Here is a 21,823-nt window from a genome sequence, read left to right on the forward strand (position 1 = left end):
CCTTCGCGTGGATGTCCCTACGAGTTCGGCGGGTCGAAGCGCCCGTCGATCGCCGTCCAGCCGCCGTCGACGGTCAATACCGATCCTGTCACGAAGCTGGAGGCCTCGGAGGCCAGGTACACGACGGCCCCGGCCAGCTCTGCCGGCTTGGACCAGCGTCCCAGCGCGCTCTTGGCGGCATAGGCGTCGTACCACTCCGGGTTGTTTTTGATCTGCGCGGTCAGCGGCGTCTCCACGACGCCCGGGGCGATCACGTTGACGCGGACACCCATTGGCCCCAGCTCGGCTGCGGCCGTGCGGGCCAGCTGCACAAGGCCGGCCTTCGTTGCGGCGTAGACGCCCTGTCCGGCTTCCACGGTCACTGCCCGGATCGAGGCGAAGCCGATGATGGAGCCGCCGCCGTTGGCGGCCATGACGGGCCCGAAGGCCTGGAGCAGTGTGAAGGACGCCCGCAGGTTCAGGTTCACCACGCGGTCGAACTCGTCCATGGTGTAGTCAGCGATGCGCTTGCGGACGTTGGTGGCAGCGGTAAACACCAACGCGGAGATGTCGCCGTACTCCACGGCGGCAGCACGCACGGCTTCATGGTCCAGCACGTCCAGCACGACGGACGTCGCCGTGCTGCCGATCATGGCGGCGGTCTCGGCCGCCGTCGCGCCGTCCCGGTCGGCGCAGACGACGGCGGCACCATGCGCTCCCAACGCGAGCGCGGCCTCGCGGCCGATACCGCTGCCGGCGCCGATTACCAGCACCCTGCGACCGGAAAACTGGAAGAGCTGAGAGTAGTCCATGAGGTCTTTTCTGTAGAAGTTTTTGACTATTGGGCGGGTCGCTAGGGCCGGATCATGGCCATGCGGGTCACGGTGAATTCCTCGATCGCGAAGCGCGGGCCTTCACGGCCGGTTCCGGAATCCTTGACTCCGCCGTAGGGCATGATGTCCGAGCGGAAGCCGGGGATCTCGTTGACGACCACGCCGCCCACCTGGAGTTCGTTGACCGCACGGAACGCCGTTTCCAAAGACTTGGTATACACGGCGGCCTGGAGCCCGTAGCGGGACTCGTTGACCACCCGTATGGCCGTGTCTACATCCGGGACGGTCCGCAGGCACACCACCGGTCCGAAAATCTCCTCACACCAGAGCTCCGCGTCCTCGGGGACATCAGCCATGACAGTTGGCAGGATGGTCCGGTCCCGTTCCGTGCCGCCGGCCAGGACCCGGGCCCCGCCCTCAGTGGCCTTTGCGATCCAGCCGAGGATACGGATCCTGGAAGCTTCGTTGATGACCGGCGCAACGCGGGTGCTCTCCGACCGAGGGTCCCCGACGACCACCTCGTCGAGGCGGGACAGCAGCGCATCCTCAAACGCCTGCGCAACGTCCTCGACGACGACGATGCGCTGGATCGAGATGCACGCCTGGCCGTTGGCGTAGAAACCGCCGCGGATGACGGCGTCCACGGCGTCGTGGATGACGGCGTCGGCAGCGACGATGAAGCCGGTGTTGGAACCGAGCTCCAGCACTGCCTTGCGCGGCGCAGCGTTTCGGGCAATCTGGTGCCCGACGCCCGCCGAGCCTGTGAAGGAGACGACCGCGACCCGGGGGTCGGCCACCAGCGCCTCGCCCACGTCAATACCGCCCGTCACCAGCTGCACGGCTTCAGCCGGTGCGCCGAATGCCGCGAGGACTTCGCGCACGAGGTGGACTGCCCAGAGAGTGGTGAGGGGAGTGTTGGGCGCCGGCTTGAGGATGATCGGGCAACCCGCGGCGAGAGCGGGTGCGAGCTTGTGGCTCGCGAGCAGAAGCGGATAGTTGAAGCCGGCGATACCCACGATCACACCCGCCGGTTTCCGCGTCCAGTAACCGATCATCCCTTCGCCCAGGGGCTGCAGGTCCAGCGGCACGGTCTCTCCGTGGGTGTGGGACACTTCCTCGGCCGCGGATGCCCAGGTGGTCAGCGTGCGCGCCACCTCCACCCGGCAGTCCACCAGGGGCTTGCCCGTCTCCAGAACCAGCAGGTTTTCCAGTTCCGTGCGGCGCGCGGCAAGGGCCTCGTGCACGGCCAGCAGAATGGCTCGCTTTGTGCCCGTGCTGAGGGCGGCTACTGCCGGGGCGGCTTTGTCGGCGGCTTCCAGAGCCCGTTGCGCGTGCTCCACGCCGCCGACGGGGGAGTGTGCCACCGTGGACCCATCGAAGGGAAAAATGACAGGGGCACTGTCGGCACAGGGGACCCAGTTGTCCCCAACTGGCAGTCCTTCTGGATAAGCGGTGAGGTATGGGGACACGGTCTGTGCCTTTCGACTCTTCGGCGGTGAAGCGCGGGCTGCATTCCAAACTAGTGGTCTGACCAGTATTCTGCCTAGGCTAGTTCCGTTTACAGCCCGCGGTCAACAGATGGCTCCCTGGACCGCCCTTGCTCGCTACCTTTTGCCCGCCGCCATTGACAAGATGCTGGATGCAGGGCCAGAGTCGGAGGCGGTCCGACGCTCTGGAATCCCGTTACACCTTTGTCTCCTCCTACGAACCCCGGACGGTCACTTTGAATTCCTCATGGCGCAGCAGCGTCTCGCTCGTGGAGGAGACGGCCGCCGTCGTCCGTGAGCGGGTCTTTGCCGGCCGTTACCAGCCGGGAGACCGCCTGGCGCAGGAGGAACTTTCCGCCGAGCTGGGCCTGAGCCGGACTCCGCTGAGGGAGGCCTACCGCGTCCTCGCCCAGGACGGCCTGCTCGACGTCGATCCGGGCGGCACTGCGCGTGTGGCCGCTTGGGACGCCGGCCGGCTCAGCGAGGCCTATGAGTTCCGGCAAGCGCTCGGCACGACGGCGGTGCGCCTGGCATGCTCCAGGCTCGGCGAACGGACGCTCGGCGAGCTGGAACGCCTGGCGAGGGAACAGCGCCGCGCGTCGGGCCGTACCTACCACCGCCTCGGGTCCGCCTTCCATTGCCTCTTGTTAGAGGCCTCGGGCAACAGCCATCTGCAGCGCAACGAGCCGCTTGTCCGCATGACGGAGGAAGTCTTCCGTCCGCGCTACGGCCTCCTGCCCGAACACATCCTTGCCGTTTCCGCAGCCCATGCCGCAGTGGTCGGTTCACTGCGGGCGGGCGACCCGGACTCGGCTGAACTGCAGATCCGCAGCTACATCAGCCACGAACTCCAAATCATCTCGCAGCAGGAAAGGCCTTCACAGTGAGCACGCACAAGATCGCAGTCATCCCCGGAGATGGCATCGGTCCCGAAGTCATCGATGCCTCCCTCGGGGTCCTCGAGGCAGCGGGCCGGGCCTTCGGATTTACCACCGACCTGACAATGATCGACGCCGGGGCGGGCAGGTACCTTCGCACCGGTGAACTTTGGACCGCCGCGCTCGACGAGCAGCTGCGCGGCCATGACGCCGTGCTGTTCGGCGCGATGGGGGATCCCGCCGTCACGCCGGGCGTGCTTGAGCGCGGCTTCATCCTCGCCATGCGCACGGCGTTCCAGCAGGCGGTGAACCTGCGGCCGGTCAAACTCTATCCCGGGGTCGCGACGCCGATCGCCGACCTGACCCCCGAGCGCTGCGACCTCGTCATCGTGCGCGAGAACACGGAAGGCGCCTACGTGGGGCGCGGCTCTACCGTACACGCGGGCACGCCGCATGCTGTCGCCGTCCAGGAGTCGGTCAATACCCGCCAGGGCGTCGAGCGCGTGGTCGACTACTCCTTCCGGCTCGCGCAGCAGCGCCGCGGCAAGCTCACGCTCTGCCACAAGAAAAACATCCTCATTGAGGCCGGCACCCTGTGGCAGGACACGGTGGACGATCTCGCTGTGCGGTATCCGGATGTGGAGGTGGACTACGTGCACGTCGACGCCATGTGCTTCCATCTGCCCGTAGCGCCGGAGCGGTTCGACGTTGTGGTCACCGACAACCTGTTCGGCGATATCATCACGGACCTGGGTGCAGTGATCCAAGGTGGCCTGGGCGTTGCAGCAAGTGCCAACCTGAACCTGGACGGCTCTGCCCCCAGCATGTTCGAGGCCATCCACGGCTCGGCCCCGGACATCGCAGGCAAGGGCTGGGCGAACCCCGTGGGTGCGGTGCTTTCCACCGCCATGTGCCTGGCGCACCTGGGTGAGCGCGAGGCGGCCCTCGCTATTGAAGCCGCAGCGGTCAACGTGCTCCGTGGCCTGCCCGGGCTGTCCGGCCCGGCAATGGGCATGGATACCGGCGGGGTCGGCCGTGAAATAGCTGAACAGCTCGGCCAGGCGCCTGCCGTGACAGGGCGCTCGGTGATGGATGACCTGGCGGCATCCGCGATGGCAGGTTCCGCAGCGCCAAGACGGTAACTTTGTATATATGAAGTACGCGCAGTCCGTCCTGGACCTCATCGGCCATACCCCCCTCGTCAAGCTGAACCACGTCACCGACGGCATCGGGGCCACGGTCCTGGTGAAGTTGGAATACCTGAACCCGGGCGGTTCCATCAAGGACCGCATCGCGGCCAAGATGATCGAGGAAGCCGAACGCACGGGCAAGCTCCTGCCCGGCGGCACCATCGTCGAACCAACCTCCGGCAACACCGGCGTGGGGCTGGCCCTCGTGGCCCAGCAGAAGGGCTACCGCTGCATCTTCGTGGTGCCGGACAAGGTCGGCGAGGACAAGCGGGCAGTGCTGCAGGCCTACGGCGCCGAAGTCGTGGTGACGCCCACCGCCGTGCCCCCGGACAGCCCGCAAAGCTACTACGGCGTCTCTGACCGGCTGGTCACCGAGATCCCGGGCGCCTACAAGCCCGACCAGTTCTCCAACCCGGCCGCGCCGGCCAGCCACTATGAATCCACCGGCCCGGAGATCTGGCAGGACACCGACGGGACGGTCACCCACTGCGTCATCGGCGCCGGCACCGGCGGCACCATCACCGGCACCGGCCGGTACCTCAAGGAAGTTTCCGCAGCGCGGGCCGAGGCCGACGGCGGCGTGGTCAGGATCATCGGGGCAGACCCGGCAGGTTCCGTCTACTCGGGCGGCACCGGCCGGCCGTACTTCGTCGAAGGCGTCGGCGAGGACATGTGGCCCGCCAACTACGACAAGTCCGTCCCGGACGACGTCATTGCCGTCAGCGACGCCGACTCCTTCGCCATGACACGCCGGCTGGCGCGGGAGGAAGGCCTGCTGGTTGGCGGGTCCTCCGGCATGGCCGTCGTCGCCGCGCTGCAGGTCGCCCGCGACCTTCCCTCGGACGCCGTAGTCGTGGTGATCCTGCCCGACTCCGGCCGCGGGTACATGGCCAAGATCTTCAACGACCAGTGGATGCGCTCCTACGGCTTCCTGGCCAGCGGGGACGACGCCTCCGTGGGCGAGATCCTCAAGGCCAAGACCGGCGAACTGCCGGACCTCGTGCACATCCACCCCAACGAGAGCGTCCGCGACGTCATCAACATCATGAACGAGTACGGCGTCTCGCACATCCCCGTCCTGTCCCAGGAGCCGCCCGTGGTGATGGGCGAGGTCCTCGGCGCCGTCGACGAACGCACCCTGACCGCCAAGCTGTTCCGCGGCGAGGCAAAGCTGACGGACAAGATCTCCGAACACATGGAAGCCCGGCTGCCCGTCATCGGTTCGCTCGAATCGATCTCCACCGCCCGCGAACTCCTGTCCGACGCCGACACCTTGATGGTGACGTTCGTCGGCGCCCCCGTGGGCATCCTGACCCGCCACGATCTCCTCGCGTACCTCAGCAACTGACCCTAGCAAACCGACCTCAGCCAACTGGCCCGGAGACCGGAACTGCCCTGCCGGGCGCCCGGACGCCGGACGAAAGGACCTCCCATGTCTTTGCCTAAGAACCCCGGTTTCAACACCCGCGCAGTCCACGCCGGCCAGGCCTTCGAGCCGCGCACCGGCGCCGTCGTGCCCCCTGTGCACTTCTCCACCACCTATGCGCAGGAGGCCATCGGCGTGCTGCGCGCCGGCTATGAATACGGCCGGGGCACCAACCCCACCCGCGACTCGCTGCAGGAGCAGCTGGCCGCGCTGGAAGGCGGCGCCGCGGCGTTCTCCTTCAGCTCTGGCCTCGCCGCCGAGGACTCCCTGATCCGTGCGCTGACCCGGCCGGGCGACCATATCGTGCTCGGCAACGACGCTTACGGCGGCACCTACCGGCTGATCAGCAGGGTCCTGGGGGAGTGGGGCATCGGCAACACCCCCGTGGACATGTCCGATCCTGAGGCCGTGGCCAAGGCCGTTTCGGCCAACAAGACCCGGCTTGTGTGGGTCGAGACGCCCTCGAACCCGATGATGAAGATCACGGACATCGAGGCGCTCGCCAAGGTGGCGCACGACGTCGGCGCCCTCCTCGTTGTGGACAACACCTTCGCCTCGCCCTACCTGCAGACCCCGCTGACGCTCGGTGCCGACATCGTCGTGCACTCGACCACCAAGTACATCGGCGGGCACTCCGACGTCGTCGGCGGAGCAATCATCGTCAACGACCCCGAACTCGCCGAGAAGATCGGCTTCGTGCAGTTCGCCGTCGGCGCCGTGTCGGGGCCGATGGACGCCTTCCTCACCACCAGGGGGCTCAAGACCCTGGGCGTCCGGATGGACCGGCACAGCGACAACGCGCAGGCCGTGGCCGAGTGGCTGCTGCAGCGCCCCGAGGTGGAGGCCGTGCTGTACCCGGGCCTGCCCTCCCACCCCGGCCACGAGCTGGCCAAGAAGCAGATGAAGAAGTTCGGCGGCATGATCTCGGTGCAGTTCAAGGGCGGCGAAGCGGCGGCGCGGAAGGTGGCCGAATCGACCACCGTCTTCACCCTCGCGGAGTCCCTTGGCGGCATTGAGTCCCTGATGAACTACCCCTCCGAAATGACGCACGCGTCGGTCAAGGGCACCGAACTGGCCGTTCCGGTCAACCTGGTCCGGCTTTCCTGCGGCATTGAGGACGCCGAGGATCTCATCGCCGACCTGGAGCAGGCCCTCGACGGTCTCGCCGGCGTCGAGTCAGGCAGCTAACACTCGTGACCACCACCACCGCCCGGGCCGTCCCGACCACCACCCGAGGCTGGGTGGTGACGGCGGCCGGCGGGCTTGCCCTCGCCGCCGCCGTGATGGTGTTGTACAGCGCCTACATCCCGCTCCTGAACGACTTCGAGGTCTACTTCTACGGCGGCAACCGGGTGCTGCAGACCGGCGAGTCCGGCGTCAACGAACTGTATGCCCCGAGGGACGGGCTTCCGTTCACCTATCCGCCGTTCGCCGCGCTGCTGTTCGCGGCGCTGGCCGCGCTCGGCCAGGGCCTGGGAGGCCTGGTGTTCACCGGCACGGCGCTGCTGGGCGCGGGGATCGTCTCGGCCTGGCTGGCCCGGCACTACTTCCGCCTCGGCCGCTGGCGCGACGCGGTGGCGAACTGGCGCTTCCGGGCGGTGGCACTCGCCGGGACAGCCGCGATCCTGCTGCTCGGGCCCTGGCGCGACACCTTCGACTTCGGCCAGATCAACATCATCCTGATGGGCCTGATCCTGGCCGACTTCGCCCTGCACGGGAAATCCCGGGCCGGGGAGATCCGCTGGCCCGCGGGTCTGCTGATCGGAATCGCCGCAGGGATCAAGCTGACCCCCTTGGCGTTCGGGCTGTACTTCCTCGTCCGCCGCGACTTCAAGGCGCTCGGGTGGATGGCGGCCGGTTTCTTCGGCTCCATCGCCCTGGCCTGGGCGCTGCTCCCCACCGCGTCGGTGACGTTCTGGACCAAGATCCTGCCGGACACCGGGCGGATCGGCGGGCCGGCCTACGTCGACAACCTCTCCGTCAAGGGCCCTGCTGCTGCACCTGGGCCTGCCGGACTCCGGTTTCACCAGCATCCTCTGGCTGGTGGCCTCGCTGGCCCTGGCTGCGGTGGCGGCGCTGGTGATCAAGTGGGCCGTGGATGCCGACGAGAACTTCGTGGCCGTGTCCGCCACCGCCGTGCTGATGCTGCTGGTCAGCCCGGTGTCCTGGTCGCACCACTGGGTGTGGATGGCCGTGGCGTTGCCCTGCATGGGTTTCGCGATCCACCGGGTGCCGTCCCGCAACGGAAGGATGCGGCTGGCCGGCTGGATCATCGTGGCATTCTCGTCCGTGGCCTTCTACCTGACGCCCAAGTACCTGGCGGTGATGGCGGGCGCACACGAGTGGGGCAAGGACCCGCAGACCCAGTGGCAGCTCACCGTGGCCAGCCTCGGCGTGGTCGGCGGCATCGCCATGCTGGCCTACTGGGCGCTGGCCTACCGGCCCTCCCGCGGCGTCCTGCGCCAGGGCTGACCTGCCCCCCGCCGCCGCCGAGTTGACACTTCGCGGCAGTGTTGCGCGGAAACATTGGCGCGTGCTGCCATATCGATGGGAACCCTAGCTTTCTCCAAGAGAGTCAGCTAGGGTGGCGGCATGGCACTTCGATCCGACTGGTCCGCACGGGCCTGCAGCATGGCCCGCGGCCTCGACATCCTGGGTGACCCGTGGGGCATGCTGGTCCTGCGGGAGGTTTTCTTCGGCAACGGCCGCTTCGACGCCATCAAGGCGCGGCTCGGTGCGGCGGATTCCGTGCTCACCCGGCGGCTTGCCGCGCTGGTCGACGCCGGGCTGCTCACCCGCCAGCCGTACGACGACGCCGGCCGCACCCGCCAGGAGTACGTGCTCACCGAGAAGGGCGAGGACGCCCTCCCGGTGCTCAACGCCGTCGTGCTCTGGGCCGAAAAGCATCTTCCCGCACCGTCAGAGCAAGCGCACATGTTCGTGATCCACTCCACGTGCGGAGCCCGTACATCCTCGGCGGACACCTGCACCGCCTGCGGGGAACGGCTCACGGCCGACAACACCAGCTGGCACAGCCTGACCCGCAGCCCCGAGCCCGTGCCGCTCGCCACCGCCCTTTCCAGCCCGGCGGGATCCCGTCCGGCTGCCTCCCCGAACGGACAGGCCGCATGAGCGCACCCGAGACCACCCTCCTGCCGGCGCCCAGGCGGCGGATCCACCCGGCCTGGATCGTCGCGGCGGTCGCTTTCCTCGCCCTGGTGGGGGCCGCGGGCTTCCGCGCGGCGCCCGGAGTTCTCATGGTGCCGCTGCAGAACGAGTTCGGCTGGTCCACCACGGTGCTCTCGGCCGCGGTCAGCATCAATCTCGTGCTCTTCGGGCTCACGGCCCCCTTCGCGGCCGCGCTGATGGAGCGCTTCGGCATCCGCGGTGTCACGTCGGTGGCGCTTGTGCTGATCGGGGCCGGCAGCGCGCTGACCGTCCTGGTGAACCAGTCGTGGCAGATCCTGCTGACGTGGGGGCTGCTGATCGGGCTGGGGACAGGGTCGATGGCGCTCGTCTTCGCCGCCACGATTGCCAACACCTGGTTTGCTAAGAGCCGTGGCCTGGTCATCGGCATCCTCACCGCCGGCAGCGCCGCCGGGCAACTGGTCTTTCTGCCCTTCATCGCCCTGCTGGCCCAGGACCCGGGCTGGCGTCAGGCTTCGCTGCTGATCGCGGCGGGTGCGCTGGCGGTGGTCCCGCTGGTGATGAAGTTCCTCAAGAACTCCCCGGCGGACGCCGGAGTGCTGCCCTACGGCGCTGAACCCGGGTCCCTGTCCGGCGCCATCCCGGAACCCGGGACTGCCGCTCCGCACACGGCTGAGGAGGCCGCCGGGCCGCCTCGCAACGCCGCCGTCCGCGCACTGCACGTGCTCAAGCGCGCCAGCAGGGTCCGCACGTTCTGGGCGCTCGTGGCCGGATTCGCGATCTGCGGCGCCACCACCAACGGGCTGATCGGAACCCACTTCATCCCCTCGGCACACGACCACGGGATGCCCGAAACGACGGCCGCGGGACTGCTCGCCGCCGTCGGGATCTTCGACATCCTGGGCACCATCGCCTCCGGCTGGCTCACGGACCGCTTCAACCCGCGGATCCTGCTCGCCGTGTACTACCAGTTCCGCGGCATCGGGCTGCTGGTGCTGCCGCTGCTGCTCAGCGCCACGGTCCAGCCGAGCATGATCGTGTTCGTCGTGATCTACGGCCTGGACTGGGTGGCCACCGTGCCGCCGACCGCCGCGATCTGCCGGCAGGTGTTCGGCGCCGACGGAAGCGTCGTCTTCGGCTGGGTGTTCGCAGCCCACCAGCTCGGTGCCGCCGCGGCCGCCCTCGCCGCCGGTGCCATCCGGGACGCCACCGGGCAGTACACCTACGCCTGGTTCGGTGCCGCGGCCATGTGCACCATCGCTGCCGTCATCAGCGCGACCATCCGGAAGGACGCCGGCAAGAAGGAAGCCATCCCCGTCCCGGCCTAGCCGGGCACCGAGAGTGCACTTCGCGGCAGTGTTGCCCGTCGCGATTGCCGCGAAGTGCCAACTCGTTGCTGCCGACGGGCTCGCAGGGAGCGGATCGGTAAGCGGCTTAGCGGAACGCGGCCAGGCCCGTGATGTGCTGGCCCAGGACCAGGGTGTGGACCTCGTCGGTACCCTCGTAGGTGCGCACCGACTCCAGGTTCGCGGCGTGCCGCAGGGGTGAATAGTCCAGGGTGATGCCGTTCCCGCCGAGGATGGTGCGGGCCTCACGGGCAATCGTGATCGCCTCGCGCACATTGTTAAGTTTGCCCAGCGAGATCTGCTCGGGCCGCAGCCGTCCGGCGTCCTTGAGCCGGCCCAGCTGGAGCGCCAGCAGGGTGCCCTTCTGGATTTCCAGCAGCATGTTCACCAGTTTTTCCTGCGTCAACTGGTAGCCGGCGAGTGGCTTGCCGAACTGCAGCCGCTGCTGCGAGTACTGCAGCGCGGCCTCGTAGGAGTCACGGGCCGCGCCCATTGCGCCCCAGGTGATGCCGTACCGTGCCTCGTTCAGGCAGGTGAACGGACCCCGCAGCCCGGTCGCGCCCGGCAGGAGCGCCTCGGGCCCCAGCCGGACGCCGTCGAGCGTGACATCGCACTGCACCGATGCGCGCATCGACAGCTTCCGCCCGATCGGCGTCGCGGTGAGCCCGGGGGTTCCCGCCGGTACCAGGAAGCCGCGGACGCCGTCGTCGGTTTTCGCCCAGACCACCAGCACGTCCGCCACCGAGGCGAGCCCGATCCAGCGCTTGGCACCGTCCAGGATCCAGCCGGCGTCCTCACCCGCGCCGTCCCGCCGGGCAGAGGTGGTCATCGACGCCGGATCCGAGCCGGCGGTGGGTTCGGTCAGGGCGAAGGCGCCGATGAGTTCGCCCGCCGCCATCCGGGGGAGCCACTGCTGTTTCTGCTCCTCGGAGCCCCATGTGTGGATCGCCGTCATGGCGAGGGAGCCCTGCACGGACACAAACGTGCGGATGCCGGAGTCGCCCGCTTCCAGCTCCATGGCGGCCAGGCCGTATTCGACGGCGGTGCGGCCGGGGCAGCCGTAGCCGCGCAGATGCATTCCGAGGACGCCGAGTTCGCCGAGTTCCGGCGCCAGTTCCAGCGGGAAGACGCCGCTGTCGTACCACTCGGCGATGCCCGGACGGATCCGCTGGTTGGTGAAATCACGTACCTTTTCCCGCATGGCCAGCTCCTCGGAGCTCAGCAGGGAATCAATCGCCAGGACATCCGAGGCATCGGAAACTTCAGCAGGTCGGCTCATTCCAGCATCCTACGGCCGCAGGCTCCCGGACCGCGCCGCCCCGGCCGACGGCTGCCGCTGCAGGAAGTAATCCCGGGTTGACGGGGCGAAACGGCACACGGCGGCCAGCACTCCGCCCAGGCCCAGCAGCACCACGCCGCTGGCGAAGGCACCCCCGACGCCGAAAATCTGAGTGTCGCCGTAGCCGGGGTCCCACATCTGCACCGCGGAGACGACGAAGGCCGCGGTCAGCAGCAGGGCGCCGAGCAGCGGAAGGATCCCCCGGAACCACAGGTTGCGGGCCGAGCTGCGGAGCGTGGCACGGAAGTACCAGACGCACGCGAAGCCGGTCAACGCGTAGTAGAAGGCGATGAACAGGCTGATGGAGCTGATGGAGTCGGCCAGCAGGTTCTCGCTCAGGATGCTCATCAGCACGTAGTAGCCGACGGCGGCCGCGCCCATGATCTGGGTGGAGAAGCCCGGGGTCTGGTTGCGTGGGTGCACCTCGCCGAATTTCGGCGGCAGTGCCCCGTGCACGCCCATGGACAGGGTGCCGCGGGCAGTGGGAAGGATGGTGGTCTGGGTCGAGGACAGCACGGAGGCGAGCACCGCGACGACGATCAGCCAGCCCCAGGGGCCCAGCACCACGTCTTTCATCGCAAGGAAGACATCGCTCTGGTTGGCTTCGTTTCCGAGGCCGATCCCGTCCGTGCCCACAGAGGCATACATCATCACCAGCAGGGCCACGGAGACATAGATGGCCACGAGGACGACTGCCGAAAGCACGGCGCCACGGCCCGGCGTCGTGGCCGGGTTTTCCGTCTCCTCGTTCACCGCGAGGCAGGTGTCCCAGCCCCAGTAGATGAACAGGGCCAGGAGGACGCCGTGGACGACGGCGCCCGGGTCGGCAAAGGCGCCCGCCGGGTTGAACCATTCCAGATCGAATGGCTGCCCCGGACCGGTCCCGTCAGAGCCGCCCGCGGCAATGTGGAAGATGATCGCCACCGCGAAGATGCCGAGCGAGACGTACTGGACATAGGTCAGGGCGCGCTGGACATGCTCCCCGAGCCGAATGCCGCGGTAGTTCACGAAGGTCATGAAGACAATGAACAGCACGCCGGTGGCGGTGACGAGCGTGCTGTTCCGGGACAGGGAACCGTCGCCGACCAGCAGCCACAGGTACTGTCCGGCGACCTGGGCGAGGTTGGCGAGGACCACGACGCCGGCCAGGGCCACCCCCCAGCCGCCTAGCCAGCCGGCCCACGGACCGAAGGCGCGGCGGGCCCAGATGAATGTGGTCCCGCAGTCCGGCATGGCACTGTTCAGCTCGCGGAAGGCGTACGCGATGAAAAGCACCGGCACGAAGCCCAGGAGGAGGATCAGGGGGGTGTAGCTGCCGTTCACGGCCACGATCAGGCCCAGGGTCGCCGCCAGCGAATAGACCGGCGCGGTGGAGGCCAGCCCCAGCATGACGGAATCGCCCAGGTCCAGGATTCCGGCCCGCAGCCCCTTGGCCGGAACCTCCGCCGGGCTGCCGGCCGCCGTCGTCGACGGAATGCTCATAAAGTGATACCTGCCTCGTTTGTGTACTGGGCCGAAGCCGGGGGAGTGGGGGCCGGAGCGTCAATCGTGTTCGGCACGAAGCGGCAGAAGTAATCGGTGACCGGCCCGTCGGACTCCCGGATGCCGCAGCCGACCGATTCGCCGTCGACCACCCAGAGCCCGAGCACCGGGCGGTTCCCGTCGAAGTCGGGCAGGGCGTGGAACTGCTGGTAGCACCAGCCTTCCCGGCCGTAGTCGCCGGGCTGTTCTACATTGATGCCGGCGGCGTGGATCCTGATGTTGTCCCCTTCGCGGCCGTGCAGCGGCTTGGCTACCCATTCCTTCAGCGGGCCGGGCGCGTCCAGGTAAGCGGGCAGCACGTTGGGGTGGTCGGGGTAGAGATGCCACAGCGCCGCGAGCAGGGCCTTGTTGGACAGGAGCATCTTCCAGGCGGGTTCGATCCAGCGCGGGTTGTGGGCCCGCTGGAGCAGCCGCTGCCCGAATGGCTCCTTCATCATCTGTTCCCAGGGGTAGAGCTTGAACATGGTGCTGATGATGAAGTTGTCCAGGTCCACGAAACGGTTGAGGTTGGGATCCCAGCCGATGTCCGACATGTTGATGCCGATGGTGGTCCAGCCGGCCTGGCTGGCGACGTCCCGCATGTAGGCCGCCGTCATCCAGTCCTCACCGGATTGCTCCGCCTCGGAGTGGGCAACGTGGAGGGTGCTCATGCCCGTCCGGTACTGCAGCTTCTTCCACTGCCGGATGAGGGCCTCGTGGATACCGTTCCACTGGTCCTTTTCCGGAAAGACGTCCTGCAGCCAGAACCACTGCGCCACCGCGGCCTCGATGAGCCCGGTGGGAGTGTCGGCGTTGTACTCGAGCATTTTGGCGGGGCCGCCCTGCCCGTCGTAGACGAAGTCGAAACGGCCGTAGACGTCGATGTCGCCGGCCTGCAGTGACTCGGCCGCCAGTTCCAGTGCCTGCGGTCCGATGCCGATGGTGCCCATGGCGCCCGTCGCCAGGAACCGGGCGGCTTCCAGGCACATGCGGTGCATGTCCTCTGCCGTCTGCTCGAGGGTTTCCACCTCCTCCATGGTGAATTCGTAGTAGGCGGCCTCGTGCCAGTACTCTATATTCGCGCCGCCCGGCAGGGTGGTGGTGGAGAAGACCAGGCCCTGCTCTTCGATCCGTGCTTTCCAGTCCGGCCTCGGCTCCGATTTCAGTCGTTTCATCCCTAGCCTCCGGTGCTTCCGCCCTTGGCGCTGCCGCCGAAGCCGCCCCTGCTGACGGTGCCGCCCTTGGCGCTGTAACCCGTGGACGCCTTGGCCCCGCTCGGGACGGTCCTGGTGTAGCTCGGATACGCGGAGCGGTTCTGGCCCAGGCCGGGCACGCTGGCGCCCCGGGAATAGAAGTACCAGGCGTAGATCCCGGAACTGCGGCCATCCGTGCTGCTGTTGTCGCACTGGGTGTCCTCGACGCGCTCGCCGGTCTGGTCGTTGAAGCACACCTGGGCGTACTCCGGATCCTCATTGTTGCTCGCCACCATCGCGGTGATCGTGCCGGCCAGGAGCGCCGTGACGCCCAGCCCGACGACGACGGTGCGCCGCTGGGAGCGTTTCTTCCGCGCCGCCGCCCCGGCCTCCTCGCGCTCACGTTCGCGTTCGAAGGGATCGAACACAGGCGGCGGCGTTACATCCGCGGGAAGATCCGGCGGGGCGTCCCCGCGCTTGCCCGGCTCGCCCGGCTGGGCGGGCCGGGAAGCACTGTCCCCCCGCTGGCCGGGCGTGCCGCCCGGGCGCTGCAGCTCGGGCCGGAGTTCGGGCCGGAGTTCGGGTTTGGGCACCTGCCATGGCGGAGGTTTCGGCTCCCCGTCCTTTTTGGGCAGGTCATCGCCGTCGTGCTTGTCCTGATCCATCTTGTCCCCCTGCTTCGTTCCTGACCGCCGGGGCAATCCGCGCCGAGGACCCCGCCGTGCGTAGCCGTTCCAAATTCTGATGCCAGCCTAACCGCAGGCCTACACTGGTGCCATGGACACCGCAGCTGTGCTTGCCGTGTGCCGGGTTCACCAGCTGCTGGCGGACGCCGGCAGTGTGGGCGTGACCGCAATCGACAAGCGGGCGGTAGACGGACCCGTGCGGGTGCACAAGCTGGGATTGCGCGGGGACATCCAGGCCAGCCGGGTCCACCATGGCGGCGAGGACCAGGCGTTGTACGCCTACTCCCAGAACGACGCGGATTATTGGATCGGGGAGCTGCAGCGGGAGTTGCCGCCAGGCATATTTGGCGAGAACCTGCGGGTCGCCGGCATCGATGCCACGAACGCGGTCATCGGGGAACGCTGGAAGATAGGGCTGGACGTCGAGGTCGAGGTGACCTCCCCGCGCACGCCCTGCGCAACCTTCCAGCGGTGGATGGACGAACCGCATTGGTTCAAGAGGTTTGGCGACGCCGGCCGCGTGGGAACCTATCTCCGGGTGGTCCGGACCGGCAGCATCCAGGCGGGGGACCACATCCACCGGATCTACATCCCGTCGCATGGGGTTACGGTCGGCAAGTGGTTCCGCGATCCGACCGTCGAGGATATGGAGGCCCTGCGGGACGCCGACGCCGACGGCCAGATCCGCCTCCAGCCCGAGTACCACGAGGAATTCGCGAAGCTGCAGCGTCGGCTGGGCGTGTAGCGGCCGGACGCGCGCCCCCCGGAACTGCAGCGTGTGCGCAAGCTCACCGCCGTCGTCGGCCGTTCTGTTACTTAAGCGCGGATCCATACCCTACACTTGAAGTATCCCCCACTCCGGAAATCCCTTATTTCCTGCCCAATTCTTGAGGCAAGACTGGTAAGTGTTGGGGCCCGCACAATCGAGATGCGGGCATTTTCATAGGGAGAGCCGGCTAAAGAAAACGCTGTACAGACTGCTGGGATAGCAGCCAAGAGATGCAGTGCGAAGTCCTGCCACGGGATTGCGAAAGCGCCGGACTTCTGTGTGACCGGCCGGTCAATTAGGCCCGGCAATTACGGCACGTGTACTGCGGCTCCGCTCACCTCGGGTTGTGCCGCTTGGCCCCTATGGATGAGGAAAATTCACCTATGCCCGAAAATCAGAACAACTCCGCCGACACCGAAAACAACCAGGTCGACGTCGAGACTTCTGAAACGGTTGCCCCGGCAGCCGAGTCCGCCCCGGTAGCCACCGAGGCTCCTGCCGCCGAGCAGGCCGCGGACACCAAAACCGCTGCCACCTCTGCCCCGTCCGCCGCGTCCAAGGACGAGGACGACGAGGACGGCGTCAAGTTCGTAGACCTCGGCATCGACGGCCGCGTCCTTGCTGCCCTGCAGGACGTCGGCTACGAGAAGCCGTCCCCGATCCAGGCAGCAACCATCCCGCTGCTGCTCGAAGGCCGCGACGTCGTGGGCCTGGCCCAGACCGGCACCGGCAAGACTGCAGCATTCGCAGTGCCGGCCCTGTCCCGCCTGGCCGAGCTCCACGACCTCAACGGCCCGTCCCGCAAGACCCAGGCACTGGTCCTCGCTCCGACCCGTGAGCTCGCCCTCCAGGTCGCAGAGGCCTTCACCTCGTACGCCAAGCACATCGATGACTTCACCGTCCTCCCGGTGTACGGCGGCTCCGCCTACGGCCCGCAGCTCGCGGGGCTCCGCCGCGGCGCCCAGGTTGTTGTCGGCACCCCCGGCCGCGTTATCGACCACATCTCCAAGGGTTCCCTCGATCTGTCCGAACTCCAGTACCTGGTGCTGGACGAGGCGGACGAGATGCTCCGCATGGGCTTCGCCGAAGACGTGGAGCAGATCTTCCAGCAGACGCCGGAATCGCGCCAGGTTGCACTGTTCTCTGCCACGATGCCGAGCCAGATTCGCCGGCTGTCCAAGCAGTACCTGAACAACCCCGCCGAGGTGCAGGTCAAGTCCAAGACCACCACGGGCGCCAACACCCGCCAGCGCTACCTGCAGGTCATGGGCCCGCACAAGCTCGACGCGCTGACCCGCATCCTCGAGGTCGAAGAGTTCGACGGCGTCATCGCCTTCGTACGGACCAAGATGGCAACCGAGGACCTGGCTGACAAGCTGAAGGCCCGCGGCTTCCAGGCAGCAGCGATCAACGGCGACATTCCCCAGCAGCAGCGTGAACGGACAGTTGACGCACTCAAGGAAGGCCGGATCGACATCCTCGTTGCCACCGACGTCGCAGCCCGCGGCCTCGACGTGGAGCGCATCAGCCACGTGGTCAACTACGACATCCCGCACGACACGGAGTCCTACGTGCACCGCATCGGCCGTACCGGCCGCGCGGGCCGCTCCGGCGACGCCATCCTGTTCATGACGCCGCGGGAGAAGTACCTGCTGCGTTCCATCGAGAAGGCGACCCGCCAGCCGGTGGAGCAGATGCACCTGCCCACCGCCGAGTCGGTCAACACGCTTCGCCTGGGCAAGTTCGCGGAGAAGATCACCGAGACCTTGGCGTCCGAGGATGTCGCGGCGTTCCGCGACCTGATCTCCTCCTACGAGACAGAGCACAACGTCCCCGCCGCGGAGATCGCCGCGGCCCTGGCCGTCATGGCGCAGGGTGGACAGCCGCTCCTGGTCAAGGAACTGCCGGCAGCTCCCGAATACCAGAAGCGCGAACGGGCCAAGGACGGCTTCGGCTCACGTGGCCCGACCCGCACCCTGACCGAGGGCAACGCCACCTACCGGATCGCCGTCGGACGCCGCCAGCGCGTCATGCCGGGTTCCATCGTGGGCGCCATTGCCAACGAAGGCGGCATCTCCTCGTCGCAGATCGGCGGCATTGACATCCGCGCCGACCACTCGCTCGTGGAGCTCCCGGCGGACCTGAGCCCGGACCAGCTGAAGGCCCTCTCCCGCACCCGGATCGGCGGCGAGCTGATCCACCTCGAGCTGGACAACGGCCGGAAGCCCTCGGGCGACCGCGGCTCCTACCAGGGAACCCGCAGTGGGGACCGGGGCGAGCGCGGCGGCTACTCCGGCGGCAGCGGCAACTTCAAGGGCAACGGCGGCTTCAAGCGCGAATTCCGCAAGACCGACGGCGAGCGGTCCTCCGCAGACCGTGGCGGACGCTCCTTCAGCGACCGAGCCGAGCGGGGCGTCGGTTCCGACTCCCGCAAGCCGCGCACCGAAGGCGGCTTCAAGCCCCGCAACAAGTGGTAACAAGCGCTACACCGTGACCTGAGCACGGGCCGGCTACATGGACTGCTCCCCGAAAGTTGGACTGAAAATTCAGTTCTGACTTACGGGGAGCAGTTTCGTGTTTAAGGGCTGTTCCCCCCACCCCCCGCGGAGAATTGAGTACTAAAGTGGATGCATGGCTGGCAGCCGCAATCCGCTCGACGACCTGCGCGTAACCATCGGCCATCTGGCCGATCAGCTCAAGCTGCCCGGTTCCGAGCGCGTCGACGACCTGGTCGGCGAACTCATGGGTGCGCGGCCCGGCCCGGCCCGGCCGCTGTCAGAGGTGCAGGCCGAGCTCGACGCGCTGGTCGGACTGGACACCGTGAAGGAACAGGTGCGGGCCCTCGTCGCACTGCTCCAGGTCCAGGCCCGCCGCAAGGCGCACGGCCTGCCGGAGGTGGCCACATCACAGCATCTGGTGTTCCTCGGAAACCCGGGCACGGGCAAGACCACCGTGGCGCGGCTCCTGGCCGAGATGTACCGCGCCGTCGGTCTGCTGCAGAAAGGCCACCTGGTCGAGGTCGACCGTTCGGGCCTGGTGGGGCAGTACGTCGGCCAGACCGCCATCAAGACGGACCGGGTGATCCGGCGGGCGCTGGACGGCGTCTTGTTCATTGACGAGGCCTACGCGCTGGCCCCGGAGGACGGCCGGATGGACTTCGGCCCCGAGGCGATCGAGGTCCTGCTCAAGCGGATGGAGGACCACCGCCACCGCCTCGTCGTGATTGTGGCCGGGTACCCGCGGCTGATGGAGTCCTTCCTGCTCTCGAACCCCGGACTGCGCTCCCGGTTCGCCCGCGAGATCACGTTCCCCGACTACTCCGTCGACGCACTCCAGACGATTTTCCACCAGATGCTGGCCCAGCACGAGTACACGCTTGAGCCGGGCGCGGACGAGATGCTGCGCCGCATCTTCACCGGGCTCCACGCGGGCGAGGACTCCGGCAACGCACGGTTCGCCCGCACGCTGTTCGAGCAGGCGCTCAACCGCCAGGCACTGCGGCTGTCGCTCGACGCGAAACAAAGTCTGGACGCGCTCGATCGAGAGGCCGTCATGACGCTCACCGCGGACGACTTGGTCAAGGCCGCGCTGGCCTTGGGCGAGGAGCCGGAGCCGGAGCCGGAGCCGGAACCTACGCCGGAACCGGAGCAGTCACGCTGGTGGCGCTGGCTGGGCTGACGGGATCGCCTCAACAAGCCTGCCCGTCCTTGTCTGAGTTGGCTTCGTCACACCCGGTCCGTCAGGTGCTCCCGGACCGGCTGCGGGTGCACCTGCAAGCCTGTGGAGCCCCGGATTTCCGTCGAATCTAGCCAGCTTTGGCCCGGCCGTTGCCCGATTTGTTGAGCGGGCAATCGTCCGGTAGAGTATTTACTCGTTGCCCCCCTAGCTCAGTGGTAGAGCGCGTTCTTGGTAAGAACGAGGTCACCGGATCGATTCCGGTGGGGGGCTCTGAATGAGGGCCTGTGTCAAGGCGGTTTTGACCGGCTTCGCGCAGGTTTTCCTCATTTATGGCGGTGTAGCTCAGTTGGTTAGAGCGCACGACTCATAATCGTGAGGTCGGGAGATCGAGCCTCCCCACCGCTACAGGCAAGACCCCCGGAATCCGCGAGATTCCGGGGGTTTTTCTGTACGACTCCGGGTTTGCGCTATCGCTTTTGGGCCTCAAACCGCCGGCAAAGCCACCAAACCTGATAGGGCAACCTGTGCCGGGCCGCAGCAACGTGGGACAGAATGGGTCCATGACGCGAATCGCAATCATTGGCGGCCACGGAAAAGTGGCCCTTGAACTATCCAAGGTCCTCGCCGCGGACGGGCAGGACGTAACCTCCTTCTTCCGCAACCCGGACCACGCGGCGGATGTGGCGACCACTGGCGCTGCCCCCGTAGTCCTGGACGTCGAGAACGCGACGACGGCGGAAATCGCCGAGGCGCTTGCGGGACACGACGCCGTCGTATGGTCTGCCGGCGCCGGCGGCGGCAACCCGGACCGGACCTACGCCGTGGACCGTGACGCCGCAATCCGTTCGATGGATGCTGCCGCCGAGTCCGGCGTGGGGCGCTACGTCATGGTGTCCTACTTCGGAGCAGGGCCGGACCACGGGGTTCCCGAGGACAACCCCTTCTTCCACTACGCGGAGGCCAAGGCCGCCGCGGACTCCTACCTGCGCGGCACCAGCCTGAACTGGACCATCCTTTGCCCGGGCGCCCTCACGGACAAGCCGGGCAACGGCATGGTCGACGTCCACCGGAACGAGGCATGGGAGAGTGCCGAGACCGCCCGAGCCAACGTTGCGCTCGTCGCGGCAGCCGTCCTGGAGCTGCCCGCCTCGGTGGGCCGGTCCATCGGGTTCCGCGACGGCAGCCTGCCCATCGCAGCAGCCCTGGAGGCGATGGACTAGTTGTACTGGCCAGGCAGGTTGGTTAAGCGGCTGATGGGCGGGCGGCCTCCGATTGCCGTGTGGGGCCTGTGGTGATTGTAGTGGTGCAGCCATGCCGGGAGCGCGTTTCTGCGGGCTGATTCCGAGGCGTAGAAGCGCTTGAAAGCCCACCCGTCGGCGAGGGTCCGGTGGAACCGTTCGATCTTTCCATTGGTCTGCGGGCGGTAGGGGCGGGTCTTCTTGACCTTGATGTTCAGTTCCCGGCAGGTGTCCCGCCAGAGGTGGGATTTGTAGGCCGATCCGTTGTCGGAGAGAACCCGCTCAACGGTGGCGCCGCGGGCAGCGAACCAGGACACGGCCCGTTTCAGCACTCCCACGGCGGTGGCAGCTGTTTCGTCGCCGTGGATCTCGGCGTAGGCGACCCGGGAGTGGTCATCGATGACGGTATGCACGTAAGCGGTGCCGATCAGCGGGTTGCGGTAGCTGCTATGCGGTTTTGCAGGGGTACTTGCCCGATTCCTGTTGCCTTCCTGCCGGCCAACGTAGCGCCAGCCGCCACCGTCCGGGATGTTGCCGAGCTTCTTCACATCGACGTGGATCATCGCCCCCGGTGTCTCATGTTCGTAGCGGCGGATGACTTCTCCGGTGCGCTTGTCGATGTGATGCAACCGGTTCAGCCGGCACCGGACCAGGACTGCGTGGACCGTCGAGGCGGGCATGGCCAGCTTCGCTCCGATCGCGACCGGCCCCAACCGTTGCTTCCAGCGCAGATGCACGACCTTGCGCACCAGCTGCTGCGGGGTCCGGTTCACCACCCGGTGCGGACGCGAGGATCTGTCGGCCATGCCCGCCTGGCCCATAGCGGCGTAGCGTTCAGCCCAGCGCTTGGCGGTGGGCCAGGAGCAGTTGAATTGTTCGGCGGCCCGGGACACAGGCCAACCGTGGTCTACGACGAGACGCGCAACGCGTAAACGTTGGCGCGGAGTCAAAGCGGCATTAGCGTGGGACATGAGGACCTCCTGGTCGCTGCAGCGGTTGTCTAAGCAACTCCACTGTGCAACCGGAGGTCCTCACCTTTGGGTCAACGGCTCCAGCGAGTCACCACATTCACCGAACCAACGTCCCTGGGCAGTACAACTAGTCCCGCCGCTG

Annotated in this window: 18 protein-coding genes and 2 tRNA genes; 13 read left to right on the forward strand and 7 right to left on the reverse strand. The window is 67.5% G+C overall.

Annotation, left to right across the window (positions count from 1 at the left end; all coding sequences use genetic code 11):
* Positions 1-17: 17 nt before the first annotated feature.
* Positions 18-791 carry an SDR family NAD(P)-dependent oxidoreductase gene (locus QFZ65_RS05660; protein ID WP_306908844.1) on the reverse strand — a complete coding sequence of 258 codons (774 nt, stop codon included), beginning with the start codon at positions 789-791 and terminating at the stop codon, positions 18-20.
* Between the two features lie 41 nt (positions 792-832).
* On the reverse strand, positions 833-2,281 hold the full coding sequence (locus tag QFZ65_RS05665) for an aldehyde dehydrogenase family protein (RefSeq protein WP_306908845.1): 1,449 nt from the start codon (positions 2,279-2,281) through the stop codon (positions 833-835).
* A 170-nt stretch (positions 2,282-2,451) separates the two neighbouring features.
* Here QFZ65_RS05665 and QFZ65_RS05670 point away from each other — a divergent pair, with 170 nt between their 5' ends.
* The 7 genes from QFZ65_RS05670 to QFZ65_RS05700 all read left to right on the forward strand — a co-directional run bounded on the left by QFZ65_RS05670 (position 2,452) and on the right by QFZ65_RS05700 (position 10,268).
* Positions 2,452-3,186: a GntR family transcriptional regulator gene (locus QFZ65_RS05670; RefSeq protein ID WP_306908848.1), complete on the forward strand. Its 735-nt coding sequence runs from the start codon at positions 2,452-2,454 to the stop codon at positions 3,184-3,186.
* On the forward strand, positions 3,183-4,319 hold the full coding sequence (locus QFZ65_RS05675; protein WP_306908850.1) for a 3-isopropylmalate dehydrogenase: 1,137 nt from the start codon (positions 3,183-3,185) through the stop codon (positions 4,317-4,319). Before QFZ65_RS05670 ends, QFZ65_RS05675 begins: the two co-directional genes overlap by 4 nt.
* Positions 4,320-4,329: 10 nt before the next feature.
* The gene (locus tag QFZ65_RS05680) at positions 4,330-5,715 is read left to right on the forward strand and encodes a cystathionine beta-synthase (protein ID WP_306908852.1); all 1,386 of its coding nucleotides are present in this window, start codon (positions 4,330-4,332) and stop codon (positions 5,713-5,715) included.
* Between the two features lie 84 nt (positions 5,716-5,799).
* Positions 5,800-6,981 carry a cystathionine gamma-synthase gene (locus tag QFZ65_RS05685; protein ID WP_306908855.1) on the forward strand — a complete coding sequence of 394 codons (1,182 nt, stop codon included), beginning with the start codon at positions 5,800-5,802 and terminating at the stop codon, positions 6,979-6,981.
* Between the two features lie 5 nt (positions 6,982-6,986).
* Positions 6,987-8,291 carry a glycosyltransferase family 87 protein gene (locus QFZ65_RS05690; RefSeq protein ID WP_306908856.1) on the forward strand — a complete coding sequence of 435 codons (1,305 nt, stop codon included), beginning with the start codon at positions 6,987-6,989 and terminating at the stop codon, positions 8,289-8,291.
* Positions 8,292-8,385: 94 nt separating this feature from the next.
* A complete protein-coding gene (locus QFZ65_RS05695) occupies positions 8,386-8,925 on the forward strand; it encodes a helix-turn-helix domain-containing protein (RefSeq protein WP_306908860.1) in 540 nt (179 codons plus the stop codon).
* Positions 8,922-10,268 carry an MFS transporter gene (locus QFZ65_RS05700; protein WP_306908861.1) on the forward strand — a complete coding sequence of 449 codons (1,347 nt, stop codon included), beginning with the start codon at positions 8,922-8,924 and terminating at the stop codon, positions 10,266-10,268. Before QFZ65_RS05695 ends, QFZ65_RS05700 begins: the two co-directional genes overlap by 4 nt.
* 106 nt (positions 10,269-10,374) lie before the next feature.
* Here QFZ65_RS05700 and QFZ65_RS05705 read toward each other — a convergent pair whose 3' ends face one another.
* The 4 genes from QFZ65_RS05705 to QFZ65_RS05720 are packed head-to-tail and all read right to left on the reverse strand — an operon-like array spanning position 10,375 to position 15,004.
* Positions 10,375-11,565, reverse strand: coding sequence for an acyl-CoA dehydrogenase family protein (locus QFZ65_RS05705; RefSeq protein ID WP_306908863.1), 1,191 nt, complete (start codon positions 11,563-11,565; stop codon positions 10,375-10,377).
* 9 nt (positions 11,566-11,574) lie between these two features.
* Positions 11,575-13,107: an APC family permease gene (locus tag QFZ65_RS05710; RefSeq protein WP_306908865.1), complete on the reverse strand. Its 1,533-nt coding sequence runs from the start codon at positions 13,105-13,107 to the stop codon at positions 11,575-11,577.
* Positions 13,104-14,321, reverse strand: a complete 1,218-nt coding sequence (locus QFZ65_RS05715; RefSeq protein ID WP_306908867.1) for a glutathionylspermidine synthase family protein — start codon at positions 14,319-14,321, stop codon at positions 13,104-13,106. Before QFZ65_RS05715 ends, QFZ65_RS05710 begins: the two co-directional genes overlap by 4 nt.
* A gap of 2 nt (positions 14,322-14,323) precedes the next feature.
* Complete coding sequence (locus QFZ65_RS05720) at positions 14,324-15,004, reverse strand: Tat pathway signal protein (RefSeq protein ID WP_306908869.1); 681 nt, start codon at positions 15,002-15,004, stop codon at positions 14,324-14,326.
* A 112-nt stretch (positions 15,005-15,116) separates the two neighbouring features.
* On the opposite strand from QFZ65_RS05720, the gene QFZ65_RS05725 reads away from it, so the two are divergent.
* The 6 genes from QFZ65_RS05725 to QFZ65_RS05750 all read left to right on the forward strand — a co-directional run bounded on the left by QFZ65_RS05725 (position 15,117) and on the right by QFZ65_RS05750 (position 20,692).
* Positions 15,117-15,770, forward strand: a complete 654-nt coding sequence (locus QFZ65_RS05725; protein ID WP_306908871.1) for an MOSC domain-containing protein — start codon at positions 15,117-15,119, stop codon at positions 15,768-15,770.
* A gap of 407 nt (positions 15,771-16,177) precedes the next feature.
* Positions 16,178-18,271: a DEAD/DEAH box helicase gene (locus QFZ65_RS05730; protein ID WP_306908873.1), complete on the forward strand. Its 2,094-nt coding sequence runs from the start codon at positions 16,178-16,180 to the stop codon at positions 18,269-18,271.
* A gap of 154 nt (positions 18,272-18,425) precedes the next feature.
* On the forward strand, positions 18,426-19,472 hold the full coding sequence (locus QFZ65_RS05735) for an AAA family ATPase (protein WP_306908875.1): 1,047 nt from the start codon (positions 18,426-18,428) through the stop codon (positions 19,470-19,472).
* A gap of 198 nt (positions 19,473-19,670) precedes the next feature.
* A tRNA-Thr gene (locus QFZ65_RS05740) sits at positions 19,671-19,742 on the forward strand.
* Positions 19,743-19,803: 61 nt separating this feature from the next.
* Positions 19,804-19,877: transfer RNA gene (locus tag QFZ65_RS05745), tRNA-Met, on the forward strand.
* 155 nt (positions 19,878-20,032) lie between these two features.
* Positions 20,033-20,692, forward strand: coding sequence for an NAD(P)-dependent oxidoreductase (locus QFZ65_RS05750; protein ID WP_306908877.1), 660 nt, complete (start codon positions 20,033-20,035; stop codon positions 20,690-20,692).
* On the opposite strand, the gene QFZ65_RS05755 is transcribed toward QFZ65_RS05750, so the two are convergent.
* Positions 20,689-21,681, reverse strand: a complete 993-nt coding sequence (locus tag QFZ65_RS05755) for an IS481 family transposase (protein WP_306908879.1) — start codon at positions 21,679-21,681, stop codon at positions 20,689-20,691. The two genes, QFZ65_RS05750 and QFZ65_RS05755, sit on opposite strands and share 4 nt — an antisense overlap.
* Positions 21,682-21,823: the final 142 nt, after the last annotated feature.

The sequence above is a fragment of the Arthrobacter sp. B3I9 genome (genome assembly GCF_030816935.1).
Classification (GTDB): Bacteria; Actinomycetota; Actinomycetes; order Actinomycetales; family Micrococcaceae; genus Arthrobacter.